This is a genomic window from Methylotuvimicrobium buryatense 5G, from assembly GCF_000341735.1.
Lineage (GTDB): Bacteria > Pseudomonadota > Gammaproteobacteria > Methylococcales > Methylomonadaceae > Methylotuvimicrobium > Methylotuvimicrobium buryatense.
Genome location: NZ_KB455575.1, coordinates 4,541,995 through 4,565,345, shown reverse-complemented (window position 1 = coordinate 4,565,345; position 23,351 = coordinate 4,541,995). Strand labels below are relative to the sequence as shown.

18 protein-coding genes are annotated in these 23,351 nt (G+C 49.1%); 12 read left to right on the top strand and 6 right to left on the bottom strand.

The genetic code is table 11. From position 1 onward, the window contains the following. The first annotated feature begins 544 nt into the window (after positions 1 to 544). Positions 545 to 1,651: a hypothetical protein gene (locus tag METBU_RS0120630; protein ID WP_017842425.1), complete on the top strand. Its 1,107-nt coding sequence runs from the start codon at positions 545 to 547 to the stop codon at positions 1,649 to 1,651. 1,096 nt (positions 1,652 to 2,747) lie between these two features. Here the strand turns inward: METBU_RS0120630 and METBU_RS24860 are convergent. The 4 genes from METBU_RS24860 to METBU_RS0120605 form a co-directional block, all read right to left on the bottom strand. Beyond that, the gene (locus METBU_RS24860) at positions 2,748 to 3,563 is read right to left on the bottom strand and encodes a DUF3530 family protein (RefSeq protein WP_017842423.1); all 816 of its coding nucleotides are present in this window, start codon (positions 3,561 to 3,563) and stop codon (positions 2,748 to 2,750) included. Between the two features lie 229 nt (positions 3,564 to 3,792). Further along, positions 3,793 to 4,929, bottom strand: coding sequence for a lytic murein transglycosylase B (mltB, locus tag METBU_RS0120615; RefSeq protein WP_017842422.1), 1,137 nt, complete (start codon positions 4,927 to 4,929; stop codon positions 3,793 to 3,795). 115 nt (positions 4,930 to 5,044) lie between these two features. Continuing rightward, positions 5,045 to 5,848 carry a ceramidase domain-containing protein gene (locus tag METBU_RS0120610; RefSeq protein WP_138767205.1) on the bottom strand — a complete coding sequence of 268 codons (804 nt, stop codon included), beginning with the start codon at positions 5,846 to 5,848 and terminating at the stop codon, positions 5,045 to 5,047. 32 nt (positions 5,849 to 5,880) lie between these two features. Then, on the bottom strand, positions 5,881 to 7,911 hold the full coding sequence (locus tag METBU_RS0120605) for an HDOD domain-containing protein (RefSeq protein WP_017842420.1): 2,031 nt from the start codon (positions 7,909 to 7,911) through the stop codon (positions 5,881 to 5,883). 1,106 nt (positions 7,912 to 9,017) lie between these two features. On the opposite strand from METBU_RS0120605, the gene METBU_RS0120600 reads away from it, so the two are divergent. From METBU_RS0120600 to METBU_RS0120590, 3 genes are all read left to right on the top strand, one after another. Then, a complete protein-coding gene (locus METBU_RS0120600; protein WP_017842419.1) occupies positions 9,018 to 9,320 on the top strand; it encodes a DUF5710 domain-containing protein in 303 nt (100 codons plus the stop codon). Between the two features lie 726 nt (positions 9,321 to 10,046). After that, positions 10,047 to 11,144, top strand: a complete 1,098-nt coding sequence (locus METBU_RS0120595) for an IPT/TIG domain-containing protein (protein ID WP_017842418.1) — start codon at positions 10,047 to 10,049, stop codon at positions 11,142 to 11,144. Between the two features lie 599 nt (positions 11,145 to 11,743). Continuing rightward, positions 11,744 to 12,997: a glutamate-5-semialdehyde dehydrogenase gene (locus METBU_RS0120590; RefSeq protein WP_017842417.1), complete on the top strand. Its 1,254-nt coding sequence runs from the start codon at positions 11,744 to 11,746 to the stop codon at positions 12,995 to 12,997. A 443-nt stretch (positions 12,998 to 13,440) separates the two neighbouring features. On the opposite strand, the gene METBU_RS0120585 is transcribed toward METBU_RS0120590, so the two are convergent. Further along, positions 13,441 to 14,292 (bottom strand): SIR2 family protein, encoded by an 852-nt coding sequence (locus METBU_RS0120585; RefSeq protein WP_017842416.1) that lies wholly within the window; start codon positions 14,290 to 14,292, stop codon positions 13,441 to 13,443. Between the two features lie 555 nt (positions 14,293 to 14,847). On the opposite strand from METBU_RS0120585, the gene nifH reads away from it, so the two are divergent. The 8 genes from nifH (at position 14,848) to METBU_RS0120545 (ending at position 21,554) form a co-directional block, all read left to right on the top strand. After that, positions 14,848 to 15,729, top strand: coding sequence for a nitrogenase iron protein (nifH, locus tag METBU_RS0120580; RefSeq protein ID WP_017842415.1), 882 nt, complete (start codon positions 14,848 to 14,850; stop codon positions 15,727 to 15,729). A gap of 137 nt (positions 15,730 to 15,866) precedes the next feature. Then, the gene (gene nifD, locus METBU_RS0120575) at positions 15,867 to 17,345 is read left to right on the top strand and encodes a nitrogenase molybdenum-iron protein alpha chain (protein WP_017842414.1); all 1,479 of its coding nucleotides are present in this window, start codon (positions 15,867 to 15,869) and stop codon (positions 17,343 to 17,345) included. Between the two features lie 142 nt (positions 17,346 to 17,487). After that, positions 17,488 to 19,059 (top strand): nitrogenase molybdenum-iron protein subunit beta, encoded by a 1,572-nt coding sequence (gene nifK, locus METBU_RS0120570; RefSeq protein ID WP_017842413.1) that lies wholly within the window; start codon positions 17,488 to 17,490, stop codon positions 19,057 to 19,059. A 72-nt stretch (positions 19,060 to 19,131) separates the two neighbouring features. Next, positions 19,132 to 19,344 (top strand): putative nitrogen fixation protein NifT, encoded by a 213-nt coding sequence (gene nifT, locus METBU_RS0120565; RefSeq protein ID WP_017842412.1) that lies wholly within the window; start codon positions 19,132 to 19,134, stop codon positions 19,342 to 19,344. 10 nt (positions 19,345 to 19,354) lie between these two features. Then, complete coding sequence (locus METBU_RS0120560; RefSeq protein WP_017842411.1) at positions 19,355 to 19,555, top strand: 4Fe-4S dicluster domain-containing protein; 201 nt, start codon at positions 19,355 to 19,357, stop codon at positions 19,553 to 19,555. Positions 19,556 to 19,558: 3 nt separating this feature from the next. Further along, positions 19,559 to 19,825, top strand: a complete 267-nt coding sequence (locus tag METBU_RS0120555) for a DUF6129 family protein (RefSeq protein WP_017842410.1) — start codon at positions 19,559 to 19,561, stop codon at positions 19,823 to 19,825. A gap of 9 nt (positions 19,826 to 19,834) precedes the next feature. Further along, positions 19,835 to 20,599, top strand: coding sequence for a 4Fe4S-binding leucine-rich repeat protein (locus METBU_RS0120550; RefSeq protein WP_017842409.1), 765 nt, complete (start codon positions 19,835 to 19,837; stop codon positions 20,597 to 20,599). Further along, entirely contained in the window at positions 20,592 to 21,554 is a 963-nt protein-coding gene (locus tag METBU_RS0120545; protein WP_017842408.1) for a hypothetical protein, read from the top strand. Before METBU_RS0120550 ends, METBU_RS0120545 begins: the two co-directional genes overlap by 8 nt. 220 nt (positions 21,555 to 21,774) lie before the next feature. On the opposite strand, the gene cls is transcribed toward METBU_RS0120545, so the two are convergent. After that, positions 21,775 to 23,205, bottom strand: coding sequence for a cardiolipin synthase (cls, locus tag METBU_RS0120540; RefSeq protein ID WP_017842407.1), 1,431 nt, complete (start codon positions 23,203 to 23,205; stop codon positions 21,775 to 21,777). Positions 23,206 to 23,351: the final 146 nt, after the last annotated feature.

Here is a 23,351-nt window from a genome sequence, read left to right as displayed (position 1 = left end):
TTCGGGTGCTTGTGGCTTACCTTTTTCTCAAAAGCCCCAGACATTTCATCGAGAATCGCACTTTATCATCACGAATAGACAATGAAAGCAGCATCAACCGAACCATTCCCATAAGCCTAAAAAGAGCAGTTGAGAGCCTCAAACTACCGTTCGTCCTGAGCCCTTTGGCTGCGCACAGGAGAGCCCTGTCGAAGGGCGATGGGCATACCTTTCGCACTTCAAATTTCAGCATTAGCCTATGGAGGTGCCGGGGTGTCCGGCAAAGGCTTTGATAGCATGGATGCTATCATAGAGCCTACATGGATGTATTTACGGCGTCCTTTGACGGACACCCCGGCACCGAAATTTGACTAGCAAAGGGTATAGTTTGAGGCCTCACCAAGCCGGTGAAAGTGTTGTAGCCCCTTCATGCTTCGACTCGACTCAGCACGAACGGTCTACAACACATGTCAACCGCTCTTTTTAGGATAAGCACTAAAATGATGGATTTTTCACCCCAACCCTCACTCATTTATTCATCAAACAAACAGAGGTCTTAATTATCATGCATGCAAAATCTGTTTTTTTTGTCAAAACCGCTGTTTTGACCTCCTACTTAGTCGGCAATACGACATGGGCTCATGACCTTACCGGCAACCTTGGAAGCCCAGCCGGAATAGAGAACGTCTATACCGTCACCTGCGCAAACAACTCTACCCGCATGGAGGCGCGGCTTCGCGCGATATCAGGCCCAACCTTAGCCCTGCACATAGAAAAAGACGGACTTTCGAACGAAACAAGCACCCCTGCAAGCGGCTTTAGCCCGATGATTGACATTCCGGGCGGCGGCGGCGGTTATACGGTAAGCATTAGAAAATTCGACGCCGGCACTTCCCTCTTCGCGCTCGAATACCATTGCCAAAATGAAACCGATCATACGGAGACTTCACGTTCGACCGTAAAAACCAACAGTCCTTTAAATGGAGGAGGCATAGTGCCCGATCTGAGTTCATCCTTTGAATTACTGACCGAGTCCATTATTAGCGAAGGCGAAAACTTCTACGGCGGCATTGCGGTACACGACAACTGCCAAGGCGGAACCGGCAACACCCGCGTCATGGGGCATAGCGTCTTATTTCCGACGCAAGCCCCTATCGTGACTCGCATCGATACGGGCGAAATCCGAGCATTAAGCAATGAATTGACCGTTAACAGCCTAGCCAATCTACCGCAACTCATCCAAAGCAACAGCCTATCGGCCAGACAAAGCGAAAAAACGAATGCCAATGGAGATGTCATCGGTTTTAACCATATCAGAACCCGACTCGCTCCAGGCTTAGAGGGCCTTATTCCATTTCGCCTAGGACGCATTCAGTTCAAGCCGGAATCGTGCGCTAGAAACCTAATCATTCAACTGGCCGTGGCCGAGATCTGCCGAGGCAACGCATTCCCGCCTCAACCGGGAACGGCTAATCTTTGGATACCGAGCACGACATCCCGTTTCAACAATGACTCGATTCACGGCATCGGAGAGGCGCCGACACTGACCGTCCAGCGTGATTTAACGGCCAATCCATTACCGGGAACTTGCGACCTAGGTTATGACGTACTGATTGAGCCTTCATCGCAAGACATTGATAATAACCTGCCGATTCCAAGATTTTGGAATTAATGCGTCAAATACCGATACCTCGACGCCGAAGCCCAACACACATCAACCGATTTGAATTGATGTAGCATAGGCGCTTAACAACGATTGTCACGACTCAACGCCATGGACGGCAACCTTAACTGCCATGTTCTTTTTGGATGAGCAACTTGGAAAACTTAACCACCCCTTATATACCCTTTCACAACAATCGAGGGCTAAATTGGTGTGCCGCCCCCCGCCGAATGAGGTTTTTAAACGGCGTCTGCAACATTTTCGGCCATCCCGCATGGCCGTTCTTGCGTAGGATGGGTAGAGGCGGAAGCCGAAACCCATCGTTTTCCACCCCGTCGAATGAACATGGAAACGATAGAGGCGTAAATATACCTTTCGCACTTCAAATTTCGGCGATGCTTAAGGAGGCGCCGGGGTGATCGGTAAAGGCTTTGCCAGCATGGATGCTGACATAGAGCCTACATGGAAGTATTCACGGCGTCCTTTGACGATCACCCCGGTGCCGAATTTTGATCCGCGATGGGTATAATTAATTCACGACGGGTGAAACGCACTATAATAGTGCAAAAACAGCCCGTTGGATCGACTCATATACTCGGCATTCCCAATCAATTTTGCAATTAGGCCGTTACAATAGCCCCCTCAATCCCGGCATAATGCCGAATATAGAGCTTTAGCGCTCGTCTCAACGTTTCCTTTATTAACCTGGCAACGATATTGCTTAATTTAAATTGAATTTGGAATTGTGGGATTACGAGGTAATCTGTATTAGATTCCTTTTCAAAGGGTCATGTTATTTTCGATTTACTCTTATTCAAGGGGATTATCATGAAAAAAGTTGCCGTTCGACAAATGACAAAAAGCGAAGACCGAAGCGGTTTGATCAAAATGGTGGTGTTACAGCTTGTTTCCGTCACCGTATTGGTCGCAATCCAATTGATGTAGCTTTTTTTGTTTGGCCTATGGCGCAACAATCCGGTTTTTTCCGAAAATAATGGCTTTCGGCTAATCAACCGGTTCGAAGCGCTTAACTTTAAACTTTCAAACCCTTCCCACATGCCTGTGAAACCAGGCATCCACAGCCACGGACGGCTTGCCAAGCGGTTCAATTGCCTTGAATATCGGCTTCGTTTTTAGCAGGCTCTTTTTCGTCGTCATTCTCGGCTGATGCAAAGGCTTCCATTGCGCGCCTTAACCAACTATACACCCGCTTGACCATCATGGCTTCATCGTCGTTAATGCTAACTTGACGATAATGCGTATTGTCTTTTGCCGCCAAACGTCTTTTCGCAGCGCTAACAGCCACAATCGGCATCTCGCGACCAACCAATAGGTCAAGTATCGGAAGTTCGGCCTGTCTAATCCATTCCAATGTGCTAGCGGATCTATTACCAGTCACCGGAATATCGATCATCGCCAATGCCTTAATATCGTCTTGCAAAGCGCTTTGAGCCTGCAAAGCTATCAATGCCCCCATACCATGCCCGACGATCGCGATAGTTTCGTATTCCTTTTTTTCCAAGAAATTTATTGCCGCTCGTAAACGTGCCGTCGCCTCGACAAACAAGTCAAAATAATCTTCCGCCTCGGCCCCAGACTCTCTTAACGGCATCTGTAGGGCTAACGTGGACCAACGATGTTTCGGCAACTCGGTTCTAAGCCCATGAATCAATGGCTTTCTGTCCGGATGCGCACCTTTATCGTGCAATATAATTGCCGCTTCTTTGATATCCGGATATTCGGTCTCGGTATAGATACTTAAGAATTTGCGTTCATTCGCTTGCAGCCAAACAATTTCGCCGATATTCAAAGTTGCGGCAATTCGTTCGGCGTAATCGGCCTCACGGGCGGCATCGGTTGCACCGCAAACAACGCTCCAGAATCCACCGATGAATACCAACCAATATTTCAGCCTATTCACCGCTTAACGACTCATTTAAGAACGGGCATAAAATACCTTCTTCAAATACTGGAATGGGGTTCGGCAGCAGGGAGCTGCCGCCAAGCCCCCATGGATGGGTTTACGGCGTTCCTCGACAGGCATACCCCACACCCTAAAATCGGCGAAACTGCTCAAACTGGGAATTGCTGCCGAAACTCTACAAAGCTTACTGTTTCGAGAATTTATTTTGCACATATTCCTTAGCCAATCATCGGGAAACCATTTGCGTTTTCCGGTAACGCGATTTGATCGCCATCGCCAAATCGTGAACCGCCATCGCATAATAAGAACTTTGGTTATAGCGAGTTATGACATAGAAGTTGGGATGACCAATCCAGTAATCATCGCCAATAGATTTTCTCAGTAATATTAAATGCAACTTTCCGTCGCATTGGCAATAGCTCGCCGGAATAACTCCTACTTGCTTGAATTGAGACAGCGTATATTGATGATTGACACCGGTTTCAAGCGTATGAGCTTGCGCACCGTTCAGTTTAGCAGGCGTCACAACCGGTTGCCCCGGTTGCCAACCGTGTTGCGCGAAATAATTGGCCACACTGCCGATAGCATCTTCAGGGCTCCATAAATCTTTGCGCCCATTCCCGTTAAAATCAACAGCCCATTTTAGAAAACTGGTCGGCATAAACTGTCCCAAACCCATCGCGCCGGCAAACGAACCGACCGGCTTGGACGGATCAAAACCTTCCGAGCCGGCCATGATCAGAAAGTTTTCGAGTTCGCCGCGAAAATAGTCGCCGCGGCGCTTATAGTCGAAAGCTAATGTCGTCAACGCATCAATGATACGGTGACTGCCGATATAACCTCCATAGGAGGTTTCAACACCGAGAATGCCTAAAATATATTCTGCCGGAACGCCGTATTTATCTTCCGCTCGTCGCAATGTCTCGCCATGTTTCATCCAAAACGAAACGCCGCTGTTGATATGGCGCTCGTCCAAAAATTGCGCGCGATAACGCGTCCAGCCGCCCGGCGCCGGCTTCGCCCCCGGTTTTGCGGCTTGATCCGATTTATGCAAGTAATCCAAGGTCCATTGTTTTCGTTTCGCCTGTGAAAACAAGCCATTTAAATAATCCCGGCTGAAACCATGCTTTTGAACCATGCCATCGATGAAACGCTGCAAATCGCTATACCCCGCATAGTCTCCGGAAACTGACGCGGCACGATAGGGACCGATTTGTTTAGGCTGTAAGGAGGGTTTAGTAACCGGTTTGGCAACAACCGGAACAGACGCTTTATCGGCAGATTTTTGAAACGGCGGGTGCTGCTGAGCGGTTGAGGAACATCCGGTTAGCATTAAAATAACGACGGCTATTTTTTTATACATCTTTAGGTTACCTGGCGGAAAAACTCGATTCGAAGACCTATTATAGAGTCCTTAAATCCAAATTAAGAGTTAAAAATTTTTCCAATCCACAATAGCGTGCTTAGCCTGCACTACATTAAAACAACCGTTGCCTTTCTGCGATTTGCCGAAGAAAAACATAACACCCTAACGCCGCGAGTAAATGCTTAAGAGTATGCCCGCTAATACCATATAACCAATGGTAGACAGGACTATCCGCGACCTCAAAAGTCTTCGCCACACCATATAAACCCAAAAAAAACCAATAGGCACGCCCATGGGTAAAACGGGGTTTATACATCACTAATATCAACGGCATCAGCAGTAACGGCAAGAATTGAACTAGACCGTATAAACGTAAATCGCCACGGCCTTGCAACTCGCTATAGTACCAGTAAAAAACGGAAACCAACCCAGTTAACAGTAGCGGATACAATAACTTAGACGCAACCTCTTCAGATATATACTCGCCGACAATCACCGAAAAAAATGACATAAAAGCCAAGGTTATCGGGAGCCTATCCCAAATCAATGTGCGGTTATTCGGGTCGAGGTGATAATAAATCGAACCGAATCCCACCAAGGCTACGCTGCTAAAAAACAGTATGTAAGACGGTAAAACGACAACGACGATTTTAGAACGATCTACGGAAAAAAGAGTCTTGATACCGACTAACCCTACCAAGATAAATGGCAAGTTGGATACAACATTGAAAAAGTGCTTGATGCCAAGTAATTCTCTTTGATCGGCAAACTCATGATAAAACCTATCTTGGGGAATTGCCGGAAAAAAAAACATCAAGATAACAGAAATCAAAGAGATGGTTATTAATATCGAAGCCCGATAGTCGAGATTATTTGTCATCATCCAGCATCCTTCGAGAATTGCAAAAAGAATCATAGTCGCTCATTTTTGAAGGCCATATCAAGTAGCTATAGAGACTCTTGATAAACAACCACCCGATTTCGTCCACTATGCTTGGCTCGATACATCGCCTTATCGGCCGCTTCGATCATCGCAGGATAACTTTTATACTCCGGAGTATACATGGCCAAACCGACACTGACCGTTAGTTCATGATTGTGGAAACGCTCGCTCATGACTTTACCACGCTGCTCGATTTCACCCCGTATTCTTTCTGCGTAACCTAATGCGCCGGCTTGATCGGTATTGCGCAACACAAATAAAAATTCTTCGCCGCCATAGCGACCGATCAAATCACCTGGGCGCGTCATGCTCCGTAAAATATCCGCAACAATCTTCAAAACATCGTCACCCGCCTGATGACCGCACACATCATTAAAATGCTTAAATCGGTCGACATCGATAAAACCTACCGCGATTTTTGTCAATACCTGAGGCTCGCTTTCGAAAAGACGCGCCAAAAACTCGTTTATTACACGCTTGTTAAATAACTGCGTCAACGGGTCGATCTGAGACTCCTTTCTGGCTAGGGTATACTGCTTGGCATTCATCAACGCGATACCTAGCTCGTTAACGATCGGCAACATTTCACCGAGAATTTTTTCATCCATTCCCCGACCGCTTAACGAATTATCGGCATAGAGCACACCAACCAACTTGTTATGCCGCAAGACAGGCATTGCGATAAACTCATCGACATTGATCCTATGAAGCATTTTCCGGTCGAGATTATCATCCTTTCTTATCAAGACCGGCTTTTTATTACGCAAACAATCCAACAGCTTACCGGTGACTTCACCGATTGGAATTTCAAACGGTTGCAATTCGTCTTCAAGAATCGACTCCGGCCACCAATGCGCGGCAATCAAGCCCCGGCGTTTCGGGTCGATATTTAACATTATGATTCGATCGAAACCGAAATCACTTTGAATCGCCTCTAAAGTCCACGGTAAAAACTCTTCCGGATCGAGACTCCGGTGAGGGATCGTTAAAATTGAACCGTTCGAGGCCACACCAGCATTGTCTCCATTCGATCTTTCATGCCGGGTTTTGTTGCCGATGACGCTTAGTTTGATTGTCGCCTGTACCAGTGTCGCTCTAAGTTTATGAATATTGGGAAATGAAATACCGTAAAACTCTCGGGTATTGGCCATTTCCCGATCGACATGCTCAAGTAACTGCTCCAAATTCAACTTATCGATATCGATAATTTTTAAGACTTCTGCTTTTAGATCCGGACTACAAATTTTTTCGCTGGACCCCACCCCCTGAACCCATGCAATATAATTGGCAAATGAAATAATCGCGGTCTCGGTTTTAAATTGAGCATACGGGGAATCGGCGGGCGGCATTTCGTGATGAAAACCGATCATTGCGGTAATCGCAGGAGGTAAGTTCCAAGTCGCGCAGAAAACTAAACCGATTTCGGTATGCGTTAAGCCGAAAAAAGTTTTCTCGCTTTCCATCAGCGATCGATCGCTTTTATCGTATGCCGTTAAATAATCGCTATACGACACACGCCCATAACTTTCCAATACGACTTTGCCGACATCGTGCAACAAACCGCCTGTGTAGATCATATCCGGATCGGGATGTTTCAAGGTTACGGCAATCGCCTTACTCATCGATGCGACGAACAAACAATGCTGCCAAAAAAACATCTGATTGAACGATTGCTTCGATTTATGCCTTATTAGCCGATTATAAAATAACTGATCCAAGGCGGCCTGCCTAACGGCTGAAAACCCGAGCATATTGACTGCATGCTTGATCGAAGTGATTTTTTTAGGCAGACAAAATGCCGCCGAATTAACTATCCTTAGCACTTTAGCCGCCAACGCCGGCTCCGTCTCAATCACTTTCGATAGATCTTTTACTCGGGTGTTTTCATCGTTGGTAAGTTTAAGTAATTTAATCGCTGCAGCCGGGATCAACTGCAAATGTCTGACTTCCTTTTTTAGAACCGCGCGAGCCGCCTTGGCAATCCCTGCGGGATAGCCAAGCAAATCTTCGTTTGCTGAAGCGGTATTGTTATCCATAATAGTGGCTGCTTATATCGATTATCGTTAAAAATTGCAGAATGCAGGTAGATTATGTGAAAAACGTCAAGCCGGCAATGTACAATTACCCATAACCTCTACCCTAGAACATAAAATTTCAATAGTTTTAACACCTTCTGTTCGTACTAAGAATTTCGTGACAAATAACTTTCTGAAGCTATGAGCTTAAGAACGGATTCGGTAACTCGCTTGACAACCACCGACACCTGATCATCGAATTACCGAACCTACCTACTCTAAAATAAAGAAGTTATTTATGACCCAATCCTAAGCTTGTCGAAATACGTTTTGATCCGGCATTAACACCCATACATTTCTCAAACTCATTGTACTTTGATTTAAAGCACACCACGAACCGTGCGATCTCTTGAACGACTCGGAAGCGCCACCCCGGGTCCAACCGACAGAAACCAGGATAAAGATTATATGATTTTCAAGCAGATATTTGAGAACTATGAAACGTATCAAGCAAAAGACATCCAAATATAAAGCGATTGTCCAGTGATATACCCGTCGTAGATCAAAATTCGGCACCTGGGTGTCCGCTAAAGGACGCCGTGAATACGTCCATGTAGTCTCTATGCCAGATCCATGCTGGCAAAGCCTTTATGAGCGCCATGGATGGGTTTACGGCGTTCCTCGACAGGCATACCTCACACCCTAAAATCGGCGAAACTGCTCAAACTGGGAATTGCTGATATTTCGCCCTCCGCCCTGATTTTCCCGATGACCTGAATTACATTCACTTACCTAATTTGAGTACTTCTGCTATATTCACTCGCCAACAAGAAATGAAAACACATTCCGAATCATCATTTTCAGACGGAAAATTACAACAACAATCAATGCTATCAGGACGAAAATATGTCAGAGTTTATTTATGTGTTAACCGTTATTTATTTTATTTTTGTGGTTAAAGAGGCCGAGGGGGAGAACATCACTGCATTTTGTCTTCGTGTATTACCAGGCATTTGGTCGCCTTTACAAGAATCGTATTCAAATCTACGCGATCGTTTCTTTAGTTTAATTAACTTTAAACCGGCTAGCTTCGCGTAAAACAGCGCATTGAGGACTTACCGCAAAAAATGGCCGAATCAAAAACTTACCTGAATGTGCCGTATGCGCAAAAAGATGCGGCTAAAGCGCTCGGCGCAAGATGGGATCCTGCCCAAAAGAAATGGTATGTTCCAGGCAATAAGGACATATCACTTTTTTCGCAATGGCAATCACAAGAGGCAGCACCCACCTTGAATGCGGATCTCGGAGCTGGATCAGCTTCATCCATCAAAAAAAGCCACACAACCAATAACCCCGGCTCGGGCGTTATTACCTATGCAACGGATAAAGACTTTGTAGCCTACAGCGGCGATGAGCCGCCATGGGAATAACCTCAGCTTGGGAAATAGCAGATGGAAGAAGTGTGCACAGCATGGACGTCGCACTCAGGCTCCGATACACATTGAAATCGCTTGTATACGACCTCGCTCGCTTCGGCTGACTGCAACAGTTCCATACCAATCACCAGACTGAGAGGAAGCCCCCATAGGCTCCAACTTAAGGAAAGACGCGTCATTCCGCCAGGGATTGGCGGAATCCAGTGCCGGGGATGGCAATGCATAGCTTACATCCATGCAACCAGGATATCGGCAATCCATGCCGATATGACGTATAAAGCCACAAATACACCATAAATAAAATAGACACTAAGTTGGCGCTTATGCCGCCCCCTCCTCCTATAGGAGCTTACTTTGTTTAGCACGAACGTATTCCAAACGCTCCAACTGATTATTTTTAGGATGAACTTATCATAAGAGCCGACTGGACGCTTCATTAAGTCAAACGTGGCGCGAAACAAATGTAATTATGTATAATTCTTAGGCTTACTCTCTTAATCGAAAAATCATTTAAGAATGAAGCGGCTCGGAATACGCTAATCGAGGACTACCGTGATCCGGTTCCAGGAGTTTGGCGTCAGCTCGAACACCATCCTCGCTAAATACGTCCCGCCTTCATAAAAGCAAACAACTTACCAATTAAAAGTCATTATATATCAATATATTACGCTTAATTCGCCATAATGCCGAATATTTAAAATATTTTATAAGGATGGTTTCATGAAACTAATTGATTTTAAAAAAATAACCGAAAGAACCGAACCGATTGGGTTCGCAAAGGAGAGACAGCAACAGAGAGCGTTGCTATCTAAGGGGTACAGCGTTTTCTTGGCAGGCATCATATTTTCGCTGCTCACGCTCGAAGCGCAAGCTGCAATCACCTCGATCGATCCACAGAAAGCAGGTCATGGTGCGGAGATTGTTATTGAGGGTACCGGATTTGGCAGCAACAAGCCGAGAGTAACACTAATTGAGTCCAATCCTGCAGGCAATCGCGCGCAAAAGGTGGCTCTTCGAGTCATTGCTAATAATGATACAACAATTACCGCTCAACTCAAGGGAGGCAAAGCGGACAACTATGTGCTCGAGGTGAAATCCGCCGGCACCCCGGCAATAAAGGCAACGCAAGAATTTACCATTGCCGCGCCGGAGAATCTGATGCTATCCGCTGAGCAGGGCGAGGTCAACGACGAAATCGAAGTTTCCGGTGATTTCTTCGGAAACCGCCGCCCTCAAGTATTCATTGGAGGGAAAAAGGCAAAAATAACTGATTTCGGTGAAGACTTTGCCGTAATTCGGATTCCTAGAATCGCCAACGGACTACACGAAGTAACCGTACGCAACCGAGCGGGAGACAGTGTTTCTTCTACATTGTTCGAAGTCATCAACAGTCCCGTCAAGTTGAAAAAACAACACCGGTTAAACGTAAAATTCGCCGGCAAAAACTATTCGGTCGCTGGCATGACGCTCAATGCCGTTTACAGCCCGGTCACCAAGCAAATCACGATCATGGCACTCAAGGTATCCGGCATGTCCGTAAGTAATTTGACTTTGACCGGCCAAGTGGATCTTGGTAACTTGCCCGCTGCGATTGGACCTGGATTCGGGCCTGGCGACATCATTTATCAGATTCCCAACGTGACTGGAAATAGCCAATATCAGTCGGAAAATAACTCCGATGAATGGCGCATCATTTTCCATCAGTATGAAAATGGCTATCTTTATGGCTCTTTCAGCGGGTTTCTGCGTAACTCTCTCAATAAAAACGAAAAGCTTCAGATGTCGTCGGGTACTTTTACCGTTAAAGTGTTGGAATAGCGATTTAGGACTCCATTAAAAGTGACTTCCGCATTCCCCCTCTCCCTCCATACGTATCTACACATCTTTATCATTTATAATCATGCCGTTATAAAGTTTCTGGTTTTTTATGAAGATAGGGACTAAAAATTGAAGTTTTTAGTCTAGTCTACTTTTTTCCTAGATTACAGAAAAATTAACTTAACTAATTGTTTTATAAAGCTGAAAACTTTTGTAGATACCTATATTCTAGCAGGAGAGGGAGCTTTTTCTTAACTTAGTGGCAGTGCACCAATCATAGGCGCTTTAAGCGACGCAAGAACAGTTGCCGAGGGAGGCGCACAAATCCCCCCTGCCGCCGACATCTTCCCTAGCCGCACCTTATATAACCATCGCACTTCAAATTTCGGCATTGACGCATGGAGGTGCAGGGGTGTTCGGCAAAGGCTTTGACAGCAGGGATGCTGTCACAGAGCCTACATGGACGTATTCACGGCGTCCTTTGACGGACACCCCGGCGCCGAAATTTGACCAGCAAAGGGTATACTTTATATTTAGTTAGCCATTTTTGAATATATAGGGAGTAGGTTGAGGTTTTAAAAAATAACCATGGATCCATTATGAGTAGCATTTCCGTTCAAGCCATCGCCAAACAAAGCCGTCTTGCGGCACGTCAATTATCATCGACATCAGAGTCACTGCGTAATCTTGCGCTTTCAAAAATGGTCGACTCGCTTCAATCAGCTAAACGCCGAGTTTTGGAAGTCAATGCCGAAGAAGTCGAAAAAGCTCGGCAAGCCGGACAGTCGAATGCACTGGTCAAACGTTTGACGATCGACGATAAAGTTTTTCAATACATGATATCCAGGCTAAATGAAGTCGCTCGGAGGCCGGACCCGTTAAATCGCGTACTTGAAGGCCATACCAATCCCGCCGGGCTCCAGGTATTTAAAAAATCGGTACCGCTTGGCGTCATCGGCATCATTTACGAATCGAGGCCTAATGTCACCACCGATGCCGCTGGTGTCTGTATCAAAAGCGGTAATGCCGTCATCTTGCGAGGCGGATCGGAAGCACTGCAAACCAACATGCTCCTGACCGATGCGATGATTGAAGGCGCTGTAGCAGCAGGACTTCCTGATCATGCGATACAGATTATCCGCACGCCGGGGCATGAAGCCGTTGGAGAACTGCTCAAGATGGACGACTATGTGGACGTATTGATTCCGCGCGGCGGCAAGGACTTGATCAAACGTATCGCCGAAGGCACCCGAATTCCCGTCATCAAACACTACGACGGCATCTGTCATCTCTATATCGCGGCAGACGCCGCTCCTACTCAAGCGGTCGATCTAGCAATTAATTCGAAATGCCAAAGCGTTCAAGTCTGTAACGCACTTGAAACCTTATTGATCGACCAAAAATGCGCGGAACAAATGCTACCGCTGCTTCAGGCGGCATTTGACGCAAACCATATCGAGCTACGCGGCTGCGAAAAGACACAAAAGCTCTTACCAAGTATTGCCCCTGCGACAGAAGAAGATTGGCATAGCGAATATCTGGCGCCGATACTTTCAATAAAAATCGTCAACGGCATCGATGAAGCAATCGATCACATCAATCACTATGGATCGGGGCATACCGATGCCATTGTTACGCAAAGCCTTAACATGGCTCAACAATTCGAGCATCAGGTTGACTCGGCCTCGGTATTGATCAATGCTTCCACAAGATTATCGGGCGGCGGCGATTACGGCTTGGGATCGGTAGTCGGCATCAGCACCGACAAATTACACGCCCGCGGCCCGGTCGGGCCGGATGAACTGACAACCTATAAGTGGGTAGCCTATGGAAATGGTCATTTGAGGAATTAACCTATACCAGCGTAGATCAAATTCGGCACCGGGGTGCCCCATAAGCGCCAACTTAGTGCCTATTCTATGGTGCGTTTATGGCTTTATTCGTCATATCGGTATGGGTTGTTGATATCCATGTTGCATGGATGCGGTGCTACGCATTGCCATCCTTGGCCCTGGATTCCGCCAATCCCTGGCGGAATGACGCGTTCCTTCCTTAAGTTGGCGCTTATGCCGGGGTGCCCCCCTCAAAGGACGCCGTCCCTGTAGGCTCTATGCCAGCTCCATGCTGGCAAAGCCTTTGCGAGCGCCATGGATGGCGTGAATGTCGATTTTGCAGGAGCAATAATCGACCTAGCACCCCGGTGCCTCCTTAGGCACTGCCGAAATTTGAAGTGCGAAAGGTATACAATGCAAACTCGATAAGCGGTCCATTAGAGAATAATAACGCCACCTTATCTCTAAGCCGCCTCTTTCGCTATCATATAATCCATAAAGTCTTTGCAATCAACCGGAATAATTTCTAACCCCAGCCGTTTACAGAATCGTTGCTCCTTCACAGTAGGGTTTTTCCGCATCACCCAACCTTTCGGTTCGCTAGCCGCGTAAACGATGTCGCTCATGACCATACGTTCGGAGTCACGGTTCAGCGGCAGACCCAGCAACAAATATTTCTTATCCTTCCGATATTCTTTTAAAAATTGCGGAATCGCGAATCCGCCCATCAATTCGGTAATGTAGTCGACATAATCGGCATCCGAAGCGATGTAGTTCGACACCGGTTTAGGCGTACCCATCGGCTTAAACAAAATCGGAATGTTCGAATTTGCGTCGGCCTGGTCGATTTCGAGATACTCTTTGCCGTCGTAGTGAAAAATCTTGAATCGATTTTGACTGGCCGTTATACGCGCGACGCCGACAATCAGCGTGTGCTCGACATCGGCATAGCTGTCGAGCAATTGCGTATCGCGATTAATATCGACGACATAATGCGGCCGCCATTCGGCAAGCCAATTATGGATACTCGCCCGCGTCCAATCCGAATGACCGTAAACGCCGTCCAAAAACTGGGTCAGAAAATTCCTCCCCCGTTTCAATTCTCGATTCATCGCCGCTCGGGGAAATTCGTACATCAGCTTCGGCGCCATCGGCTGCCCGTCGTTCATCGCCAAAATCAGGCTTTCGCTATCGGCTGGAATCGGCTGACCGGTTTTTTTATGATTTGAATCGAATAAAACACCCGGGCCTAAGTAAGGTACAACCTCGTTATCGTAGAGACCGGAAAGAATTTCGGAAAAGACGTTGTTGTTCATGTTTTGCTCCTGTTTGAATTAACATTCTAAAGTGAAAGCAACTTCCGAACCAAACATATATCCCTTTGTAATATTTGAATTTTTTTATCGCAAATTTGAAAATCAGCGAATTCTATAGGCAACATAACATTAACACTTGTCGGGTTTCTAACAACCCGACTTCTACTCATCAAATACCCTGCACTGCCTTACTATACTCAATCGTAGATCAAAATTTGGCACCGGTGCGCCCGTCAAAGGACGCCGTGAATACGTCCATGTAGGCTCAATGCCAGCTCCATGCTGGCAAAGCCTTTGCCGAGCACCCCGACGACTCCTAAGGCACTGCCGAAATTTGAAGTGCGAAAGGTATAACTATAGCCTTTCGATAATCGCCTACAAAATCACTTTTCAGATGTAGCCAAACCTACCAGACCCAACAATTTGTCGCTAACACAACCCGAACCCCCTCAAAAAAAACACTATTTAACTATTAACATCAATAACTTACTGTATTGGCACACCGATTGCTTTATCTCGATTGCCATTAACCACAAGTTCACAGAGGAGAAGACCATGGCATTACGTCAATGTGCTATTTACGGTAAAGGTGGAATCGGGAAATCGACCACTACCCAAAATCTGGTTGCCGGCCTGGCCGAGCTCGGCAAAAAAGTCATGATCGTCGGCTGCGATCCGAAAGCCGACTCAACCCGCTTGATCCTGCATGCGAAAGCGCAAAACTCGATCATGCAAATGGCGGCTGATGCCGGCAGCGTCGAAGATCTCGAGTTGGAAGACGTGCTGAAAGTCGGTTACGGCGAAATCAAGTGCGTCGAGTCAGGCGGCCCGGAACCCGGGGTCGGTTGCGCCGGCCGCGGCGTTATCACCGCGATCAACTTCCTTGAAGAAGAAGGAGCCTACGATGAAGACCTTGATTTTGTTTTCTATGATGTTCTTGGGGACGTTGTCTGCGGTGGCTTTGCCATGCCGATCCGTGAAAACAAGGCGCAAGAAATTTACATCGTTTGTTCGGGCGAAATGATGGCGATGTACGCCGCCAACAACATCGCCAAAGGTATCGTGAAATACGCGAATTCAGGCGGCGTGCGTCTGGCCGGATTGATCTGTAACAGCCGCAACACCGCGCGTGAGGACGAATTGATCATGGAATTGGCCCGCCGGTTGGGAACCCAGATGATTCATTTCGTGCCGCGCGATAACGTCGTGCAACGCGCTGAAATCCGTCGCATGACGGTCATCGAATATGAACCGGCCGCGAAACAAGCCGACGAATACCGTTCATTAGCCCAAAAAATTATCGACAACAAAAATATGGTCATCCCTACGCCGATCACGATGGACGAATTGGAAGACCTGTTGATGGAATTCGGCATCATGGAAGAAGTCGACGAGTCGATCGTCGGTAAAACTGCGGTCGCCGAAGCGACCGCTTAACGGCTAGCCGGGCAAGTTCGCAAGAGCTATAGCCTACTTCAAGCAAACTATGTTGGGTTACGGCCAGCGCCTAACCCAACCCACGATTTCCACAACTGCCTGTTGGGGGATTACCCACGGCAAGAGAGGATAAGATTATGCCAGCCATGACAAGAGAAGAGACCGAAGCGCTCATTCAGGAAGTGCTCGAGGTCTATCCGGAAAAAGCCAAAAATGATCGGGCCAAACATTTGGCCGTCAACGATCAAAGTTTGGAAAAAGCCAACAAATGCATCACCTCGAACCGCAAATCGTTGCCTGGCGTGATGACGATCCGCGGTTGCGCCTACGCAGGTTCGAAAGGTGTGGTGTGGGGTCCGATCAAGGACATGATCCACATTTCGCACGGCCCGGTCGGCTGCGGCCAGTATTCCCGAGCCGGACGCCGTAACTATTATGTCGGCACGACCGGCGTCAACACCTTCGGCACGATGAACTTCACGTCCGATTTCCAGGAAAAGGACATCGTGTTCGGCGGCGACAAAAAACTCGCGAAATTGATCGACGAGATCGAAGTGTTGTTCCCGCTCAACAAAGGCATCTCGATTCAATCGGAATGTCCGATCGGACTGATCGGCGACGACATCGAAGCGGTTGCCAAGATGAAGAAAAAGGAACACGGCAAAACGGTCGTGCCGGTGCGCTGCGAAGGTTTCCGAGGCGTTTCGCAATCGCTCGGACACCATATCGCGAACGATGCGATCCGCGATTGGGTGCTCGAAGCCCGCGACGGCGACGACAGCTTCCCGACCACGCCTTACGACGTAGCCGTGATCGGCGATTACAACATCGGCGGCGATGCCTGGGCTTCGCGGACTCTGCTCGAGGAAATGGGTCTGCGCGTCGTCGCGCAATGGTCCGGCGACGGCACGATCGCAGAAATCGAGAAAACGCCGAAAGTCAAATTGAATCTGATCCACTGCTACCGTTCGATGAACTACATCGCCAGGCACATGGAGGAGAAATACAGCATTCCGTGGATCGAATACAACTTCTTCGGCCCGACCAAGATCGCCGAGTCCTTGCGCAGAATCGCCGCGCACTTCGACGATACGATCAAGGAAGGCGCCGAACGCGTCATAGAACGTTACAAGGCAGAATACGAAGCGGTCATCGCAAAATACCGCCCGCGCCTGGAAGGCAAGCGCGTGATGCTGTATGTCGGCGGCCTGCGTCCAAGACATGTCATCGGCGCCTATGAAGACTTAGGCATGGAAGTGGTCGGCACCGGCTACGAATTCGCGCACAACGACGACTACGACCGTACGATCAAGGAAATGGGCAATGCCACCCTACTATACGACGATGTGACAGGCTACGAGTTCGAAGAGTTCGTCAAGAAAATCCAGCCCGATCTGATCGGCTCCGGCATCAAGGAAAAATACATCTTCCAGAAGATGGGCATTCCGTTCCGGCAAATGCATTCCTGGGATTATTCCGGCCCCTATCACGGCTTCGACGGTTTTGCGATCTTCGCCCGCGATATGGATATGACATTGAACAATCCCTGCTGGAAAAACATTAAAGCACCCTGGAAAAAAGAGACCGCCAGCGAGCCGGTTAAAGCCGCCGCTTAATAAATCGAGGAGCAAGGCGAAAAATGAAATATGAAAAGCCAAATATCGCCGGCGATCATCTCTTCATGTCCTTTCGTCTTGTACCTTTCATCTTTAGCCTATTACGCCTGTCCACAGATTGGTGGCGCGTTAGGAGATTACCATGAGTCAACACGTCGACAATATTCAACCCAGCTACCCTTTATTCCGCACCGACGAATACAAGGAAAACCTGGCCACCAAACGCGCGGAATACGAAGAGCGTCATCCGCAAGAACAAATTGACGAAGTATTTCAATGGACAACCACGAAGGAATACCAAGAGCTAAACTTCAACCGTGAAGCCTTGACTGTCAATCCGGCCAAAGCCTGCCAACCGTTGGGCGCGGTACTTTGTGCGCTGGGCTTCGAAAAAACCATGCCGTATGTGCACGGTTCGCAGGGTTGCGTCGCGTATTTCCGCACTTACTTTAACCGTCATTTCAAGGAACCGGTCGCTTGCGTATCGGATTCGATGACCGAAGACGCTGCCGTTTTCGGCGGTCAGAAAAACATGTTCGCCGGACTGGAAAACGTCAAAGCCTTGTACCAGCCTGACATGATCGCCGTTTCGACGACCTGCATGGCCGAAGTGATCGGCGACGATTTGAACGCTTTCATCGGCAATGCCAAAAAAGAAGGCCATATCGAACAGGACTTTCCGACACCGTTCGCGCATACGCCGAGTTTCGTCGGCAGCCACACGACCGGCTGGGACAACATGTTCGAAGGCATTGCGCGCTATTTCACGCTGAACTTCATGGAGGGCAAGGAAGCCGGCTCGAACGGCAAGATCAACTTCGTGCCCGGTTTTGAGACCTATCTCGGCAACTTCCGCATGATCCACCGGATGATGAAGGAAATGAGCGTAGATTATTCGCTGCTCAGCGATCCGACCGAAGTGCTCGACACGCCGGCCGACGGCCATTTCCGCATGTACGCGGGCGGCACGACGATGGACGAAGTCAAAGACGCGCCGAACGCGTACGATACGATTCTGCTACAGCCTTGGCAGCTCGAAAAAACCAAGAAATACGTACAGAACACCTGGAAGCACGACGTGCCTAAATTGAATATACCGATGGGCCTGGAATGGACCGACGAGTTGTTGATGAAAGTATCGGAAATCACCGGAAAGCCGATTCCCGAATCCTTGGAAAAGGAGCGCGGTCGCCTGGTCGACATGATGACCGACTCGCACGCCTGGCTGCACGGCAAAAAATTCGCGCTGTACGGCGATGCCGATTTCGTGCTGGGCATGGTCAAATTCCTGCTGGAACTCGGCGCCGAGCCTACCGAGATCCTGGTCAATCACGCCAACAAACGCTGGAAAAAAGCCTGTGAAGCGGTTTTGGAAGCCTCGCCTTACGGTAAAAACTCCACCGTGCATATCGGCAAGGATTTATGGCACTTCCGTTCGCTGGTATTCACGAACAAGCCGGATTTCATGATCGGTAATTCCTACGGCAAGTTCATACAGCGCGACACCTTCTACAAAGGCGAGGAATTCGAGGTGCCGCTGATCCGCATCGGCTTCCCGATCTTCGACCGCCACCATCTGCATAGAATGACCACATTGGGCTACGAAGGCGCGATGTACATTTTGACCACATTGGTCAATGCGGTCCTGGAGCAGTTGGACAAGGAAACCAAAGGCATGGGCACGACCGATTACAACTACGATTTGATTCGTTGATCGTATAAACCAGACCGTCGGGTTACGGCTTTTTGCCTAACCCGACCTACTTGTTTTTGATTGGAGAACCCTATGCCCAGCGTCATGCTCAGAAAACGCGACGACGGCAAACTGCTGTTTTATGTCGCGAAGAAAGATCTGGAAGAAACCATCGAGTCGCTGGAATTCGACGCGCCCGAAAAATGGGGCGGCGAAGTGGTGTTAGGCGACGGTTCGCGTTATTACTTCGAACCGCTGTCGCCCGCGCCTAAGATTCCGACGACTCTACAAGCGAAACGTTTATAAGGAGGCTGTCATGGCTTTATATATTGTTGCCGACGAATGTATATCCTGCGGCGATTGCGAACCGGTCTGTCCGACCAATTCGATCACGGAAGGCAAGATCGTGTTCGAGATCGACAAAAAGACCTGTACCGAATGCGAAGGCGATTTCGACAAACCGCAATGCGTCCGGGTGTGTCCGGTCGATAATTGCATCCTGCCTTTGCCGGCTTGAGCGATGGTCACGCAAGAACTGGCCGACACGATCGCCGCAACGGTCGAAAGCCTCGGCATCGATGAAACCGTGATCGGCCGGCTTAGGGCCGATCATCCCGGTATTCATTTCACCTATTGCATCGACGACGACATCCCGAACCACGAACCGGTGTTGGAATGCCCCGGTTTCAATCTGTATCTGGTCGACGGCCGCGACCATTGTTTGTGTCTGACGCAAAACTACGAACAGGCTTCCGGTTTCGTCGTCGCCGAAATCATCAACGACTGAGGCGATGCGATGTCCGATCAGCCCAACCCCGTTACGACGCCGATCGCCGATTGCAGCCTGTGCCCGTTCCGAGGCAAAACGCTGTTGAGAGGTCGCTGCATGCCGGGCGACACCTGCGTCCTGGTCGAAAGCGGCCGGCAGATCGACCGCTTCTTCCGCATCAATCCGCACTATGCCGAGCAGTTCTTGCACGACCCATTCTGGGAACGGCGCGCGATCGCAGTACGTTACGCACCGATCAAAGCCCTAACCGATCTGATCGACGACGAGGACGAAGTCGTCCGCCGCGCTGTCGCATATCGTCTGCCGTCTCAACAATTGGCGCCGTTGCTCGATGATCCCGACCGCGAGGTGCGTATGACCGTCGCCGACCGCATCGATCTGGAACATCTGGAACGATTGGCCGACGACCCGGATTACATAGTCCGGTTAACGGTCGCGAAACGATTGTCGCCGGGCCGGCTGTTCCGTCTAATCAAGGATGTAGACCCAAAAGTACGTCAACTCGTCGCCGAACGCTTGCCCGAAGTCAGTCTGGGCTTGATGATCAATGACCCGGCTCCCGAAGTCCGGCGCGTATTGGCTGAACGCATGCCACCGCATGACCTGGCATCGCTGCTGAGCGACGACGATTGGCTGGTGCGCTATACCGCCGCGCTACGCGCCGATCCTGCCGACCTGTCGGCGCTCTGCGACGATCCCGAGCCGGACGTGCGCGAACTGGCGCGAAAGCGCCTGCATATTTCTGCTTCCGATGGAGCCGACAATGAATGAATCGCCCTCGTTGATTGCCGGCCGGATACTGGCCGACTGTTGCAAGAAACTGATTCCGGGACAAAACGACGAATCCTTGTTGAAAACATTGCAGTCGTTGCTGCCCGCCTATCCTGTTCGGCTGTCCTGGATCGGCGAAGAATGGTATCGGATCGGCGGCGTCGTCGACCGCGATGGCCAGCGCATCGCTCACGATTTGATCGAATGGAGCGAGCGCACTTATATCGAATGCGGCCGTGATTTGCAAACACTGGTCGATCATGCCCGCGAACGAAATTTGATCGCGACGCGCCAGTCCGGACGATCGCTGTATTTCGTCGTGCAAACAGGAAGCCGCGCCGAGGACTTCACGCTGATCGAAATCGACAAGACCAGGGAAGTGTACGACCGCCTGCTCGTCAACGAAAACGAAGCGCCGGAAGACTTGGACGAGATCATCGACCCGCTGAATCCGACTACGGTCGAAAGCGTCTCGGTCGGGGCGACTCGCTATGCCTACCGTCGCAAGACCGACATGCCCCTGTTCATCGAAGCGATCGATCAACATCATGCCGTCGAACATCCGGTGCGACGTTTCTTGGACGATTGGAACCGCAGCAGCGCCGGACAAAAACACCGCTTCTGCGAAGACTGGCTAATCCGACCGTCGCAACATACCGGCCGCTTCGGCGAGCAGATCGTCAACGCCGAAATCATCAATATCCGGCAAAACCGCCTGCCCTATCTCGAAGACCTGGCCGGCAAAAAAGGCAATACCCTGAATGGACTGCTGACCCGATTCGACCGGCAAGCCGGTTATCCTTTCGCCTGGTTCTTTTACATGGTCAAAGGCAAACTCGTGTCGCCATACTGTGCGCAAGCGGTCTTTCAGGACATCAGCGGCGACTTCGCCTATCTGCCGCAACGCGACGAAGCAGTGCTGCGCGACTGGGTTGCCGATCCCTATCAAGTCTAGTGGGTTGACTCATTCCGGCGCCCTATCTCCCGGCAAAACCGAAAAATCATAGGGCGGATTCGGAGCGGGCGACATAAAGAAAGGGGGGGCAGGCCTGTTTTGCCGGACCCCGTTGTTCTTGACCCCGTTGTTCTGTTCTGGATTTACTAACATACATCAGCAATTCTAATTCTGAATAGCTGGGCCACACCCATTATCCTGCCTCTTTTTTTTGCACGGATCACAACACTGGCGCAGCCAAATAAGCCGCTCGTGAGGCGACCTTAAACCACCAGGGTTGGTTGAGAATATCAGTGGTCGACATTTCTCGTGAGTTAGCGAAATCCTGCTCAAATACCGTTCCCATACGCTGTGCAAAGGTCTCATCGAACACCCAAGCGCTGATTTCAAAATTAAGTCGAAATGAGCGATTGTCCAAATTCACTGTGCCCACCGACGACGCGCCCTCGTCCACTAGCAGCGTTTTAGTGTGCAAAAAACCGGCTTTGTAGCGGTATATTTTCACACCGGCTTCCAGCAGGGGTTGGGTAAATGCGAAGGCGGCCAAGTAGGTCAAGATATTGTCTGGGCGTTCGGGAATTAACACGCGGACATCCACACCGCGTAAAGCTGCCAGTTTAAGAGCGGACTGCACGCCTTCATCCGGCACGAAATAAGGACTGCTGATCCACGCACGTCGGCGGGCCGTGGCCAGCGCGTGCTGTACCATTAAACTTGCGGTTTCAAAACGATCCGCAGGTCCACTAGGCAATATTAATATGGGCACACCATTATTCGCGGCGGATTGCGGCTGCCAATCTAATTCCAGAATATCGCCACTCGACCAGTGCCAGTCTTCTAAGTAAGGCAGTTGTAAACTGAACACTGCAGGCCCTTCAATTTTTAGATGTGTATCGCGCCAAGCAGCTATGCGTGGATCTTGTCCGAGATATTCATCGCCGACATTCAACCCCCCGACCCATCCAAAGCGCCCATCGGCGATAACGATTTTGCGGTGATTACGAAAATTCAATTGGAAGCGATTGCCTGAACCCTGGCTAGAGTGAAACGACCGCACCAAAACGCCTGCGTCGCGTAGATCGTCCAAATAGCGACGCGGCAGCAGGTAACTGCCAATTTCGTCATAAAGGAAATATACCTTAACACCATCGCGGGCCCGTGCCGCAAGGCGGTGTTTCAGCTCTAACCCCAAGACGTCGTCGCGTACTATATAAAACTGCACCAGCAAATAGTGCTCTGCGGCATCAATACCGGCAAAAATACTGGCAAAAGTTGTCTCGCCATCAATAAGTAACTCAACATTATTGCCTCTCAGCAGCGGCATCTTGGCCAAGCGCTCCATTACCTCAAAACTTTGTTGGGCCGATGGAAATGGTGCCGCATATTGCTCGACCAATGACATTTTTTGAGCAAGTTCGCGATGCAAACGACTATCGACCTCTTTGCGCCCGATCACATACCCACTAAAACGATTGTCGCCAAAAACCCAATAGGCGGGAACAGACACATACGGAAAGGTGTTTAGAGACACTATCCAGGCCACTGCGCCCGGCGCTGTGCGCGTCGACATGAGTGCATCGACCGAAGAGACAATGCCCAATGTGTGCGCCACCAAAGATATCCACAACAAACGTCGCTTTAAAACCGCCATGGTCGCTCCCAGTTGTGTCGGCAGCTGAAATTATCGAAAAAAAAGGGGCAAAAAAAAGAAAAAAGGGGTCTAGAATCGTAGGATCTCTCAGTTAATGATGCGGTTGATTAAGGACGAAGATAACTTACCTCAATGCTCAAACTTAG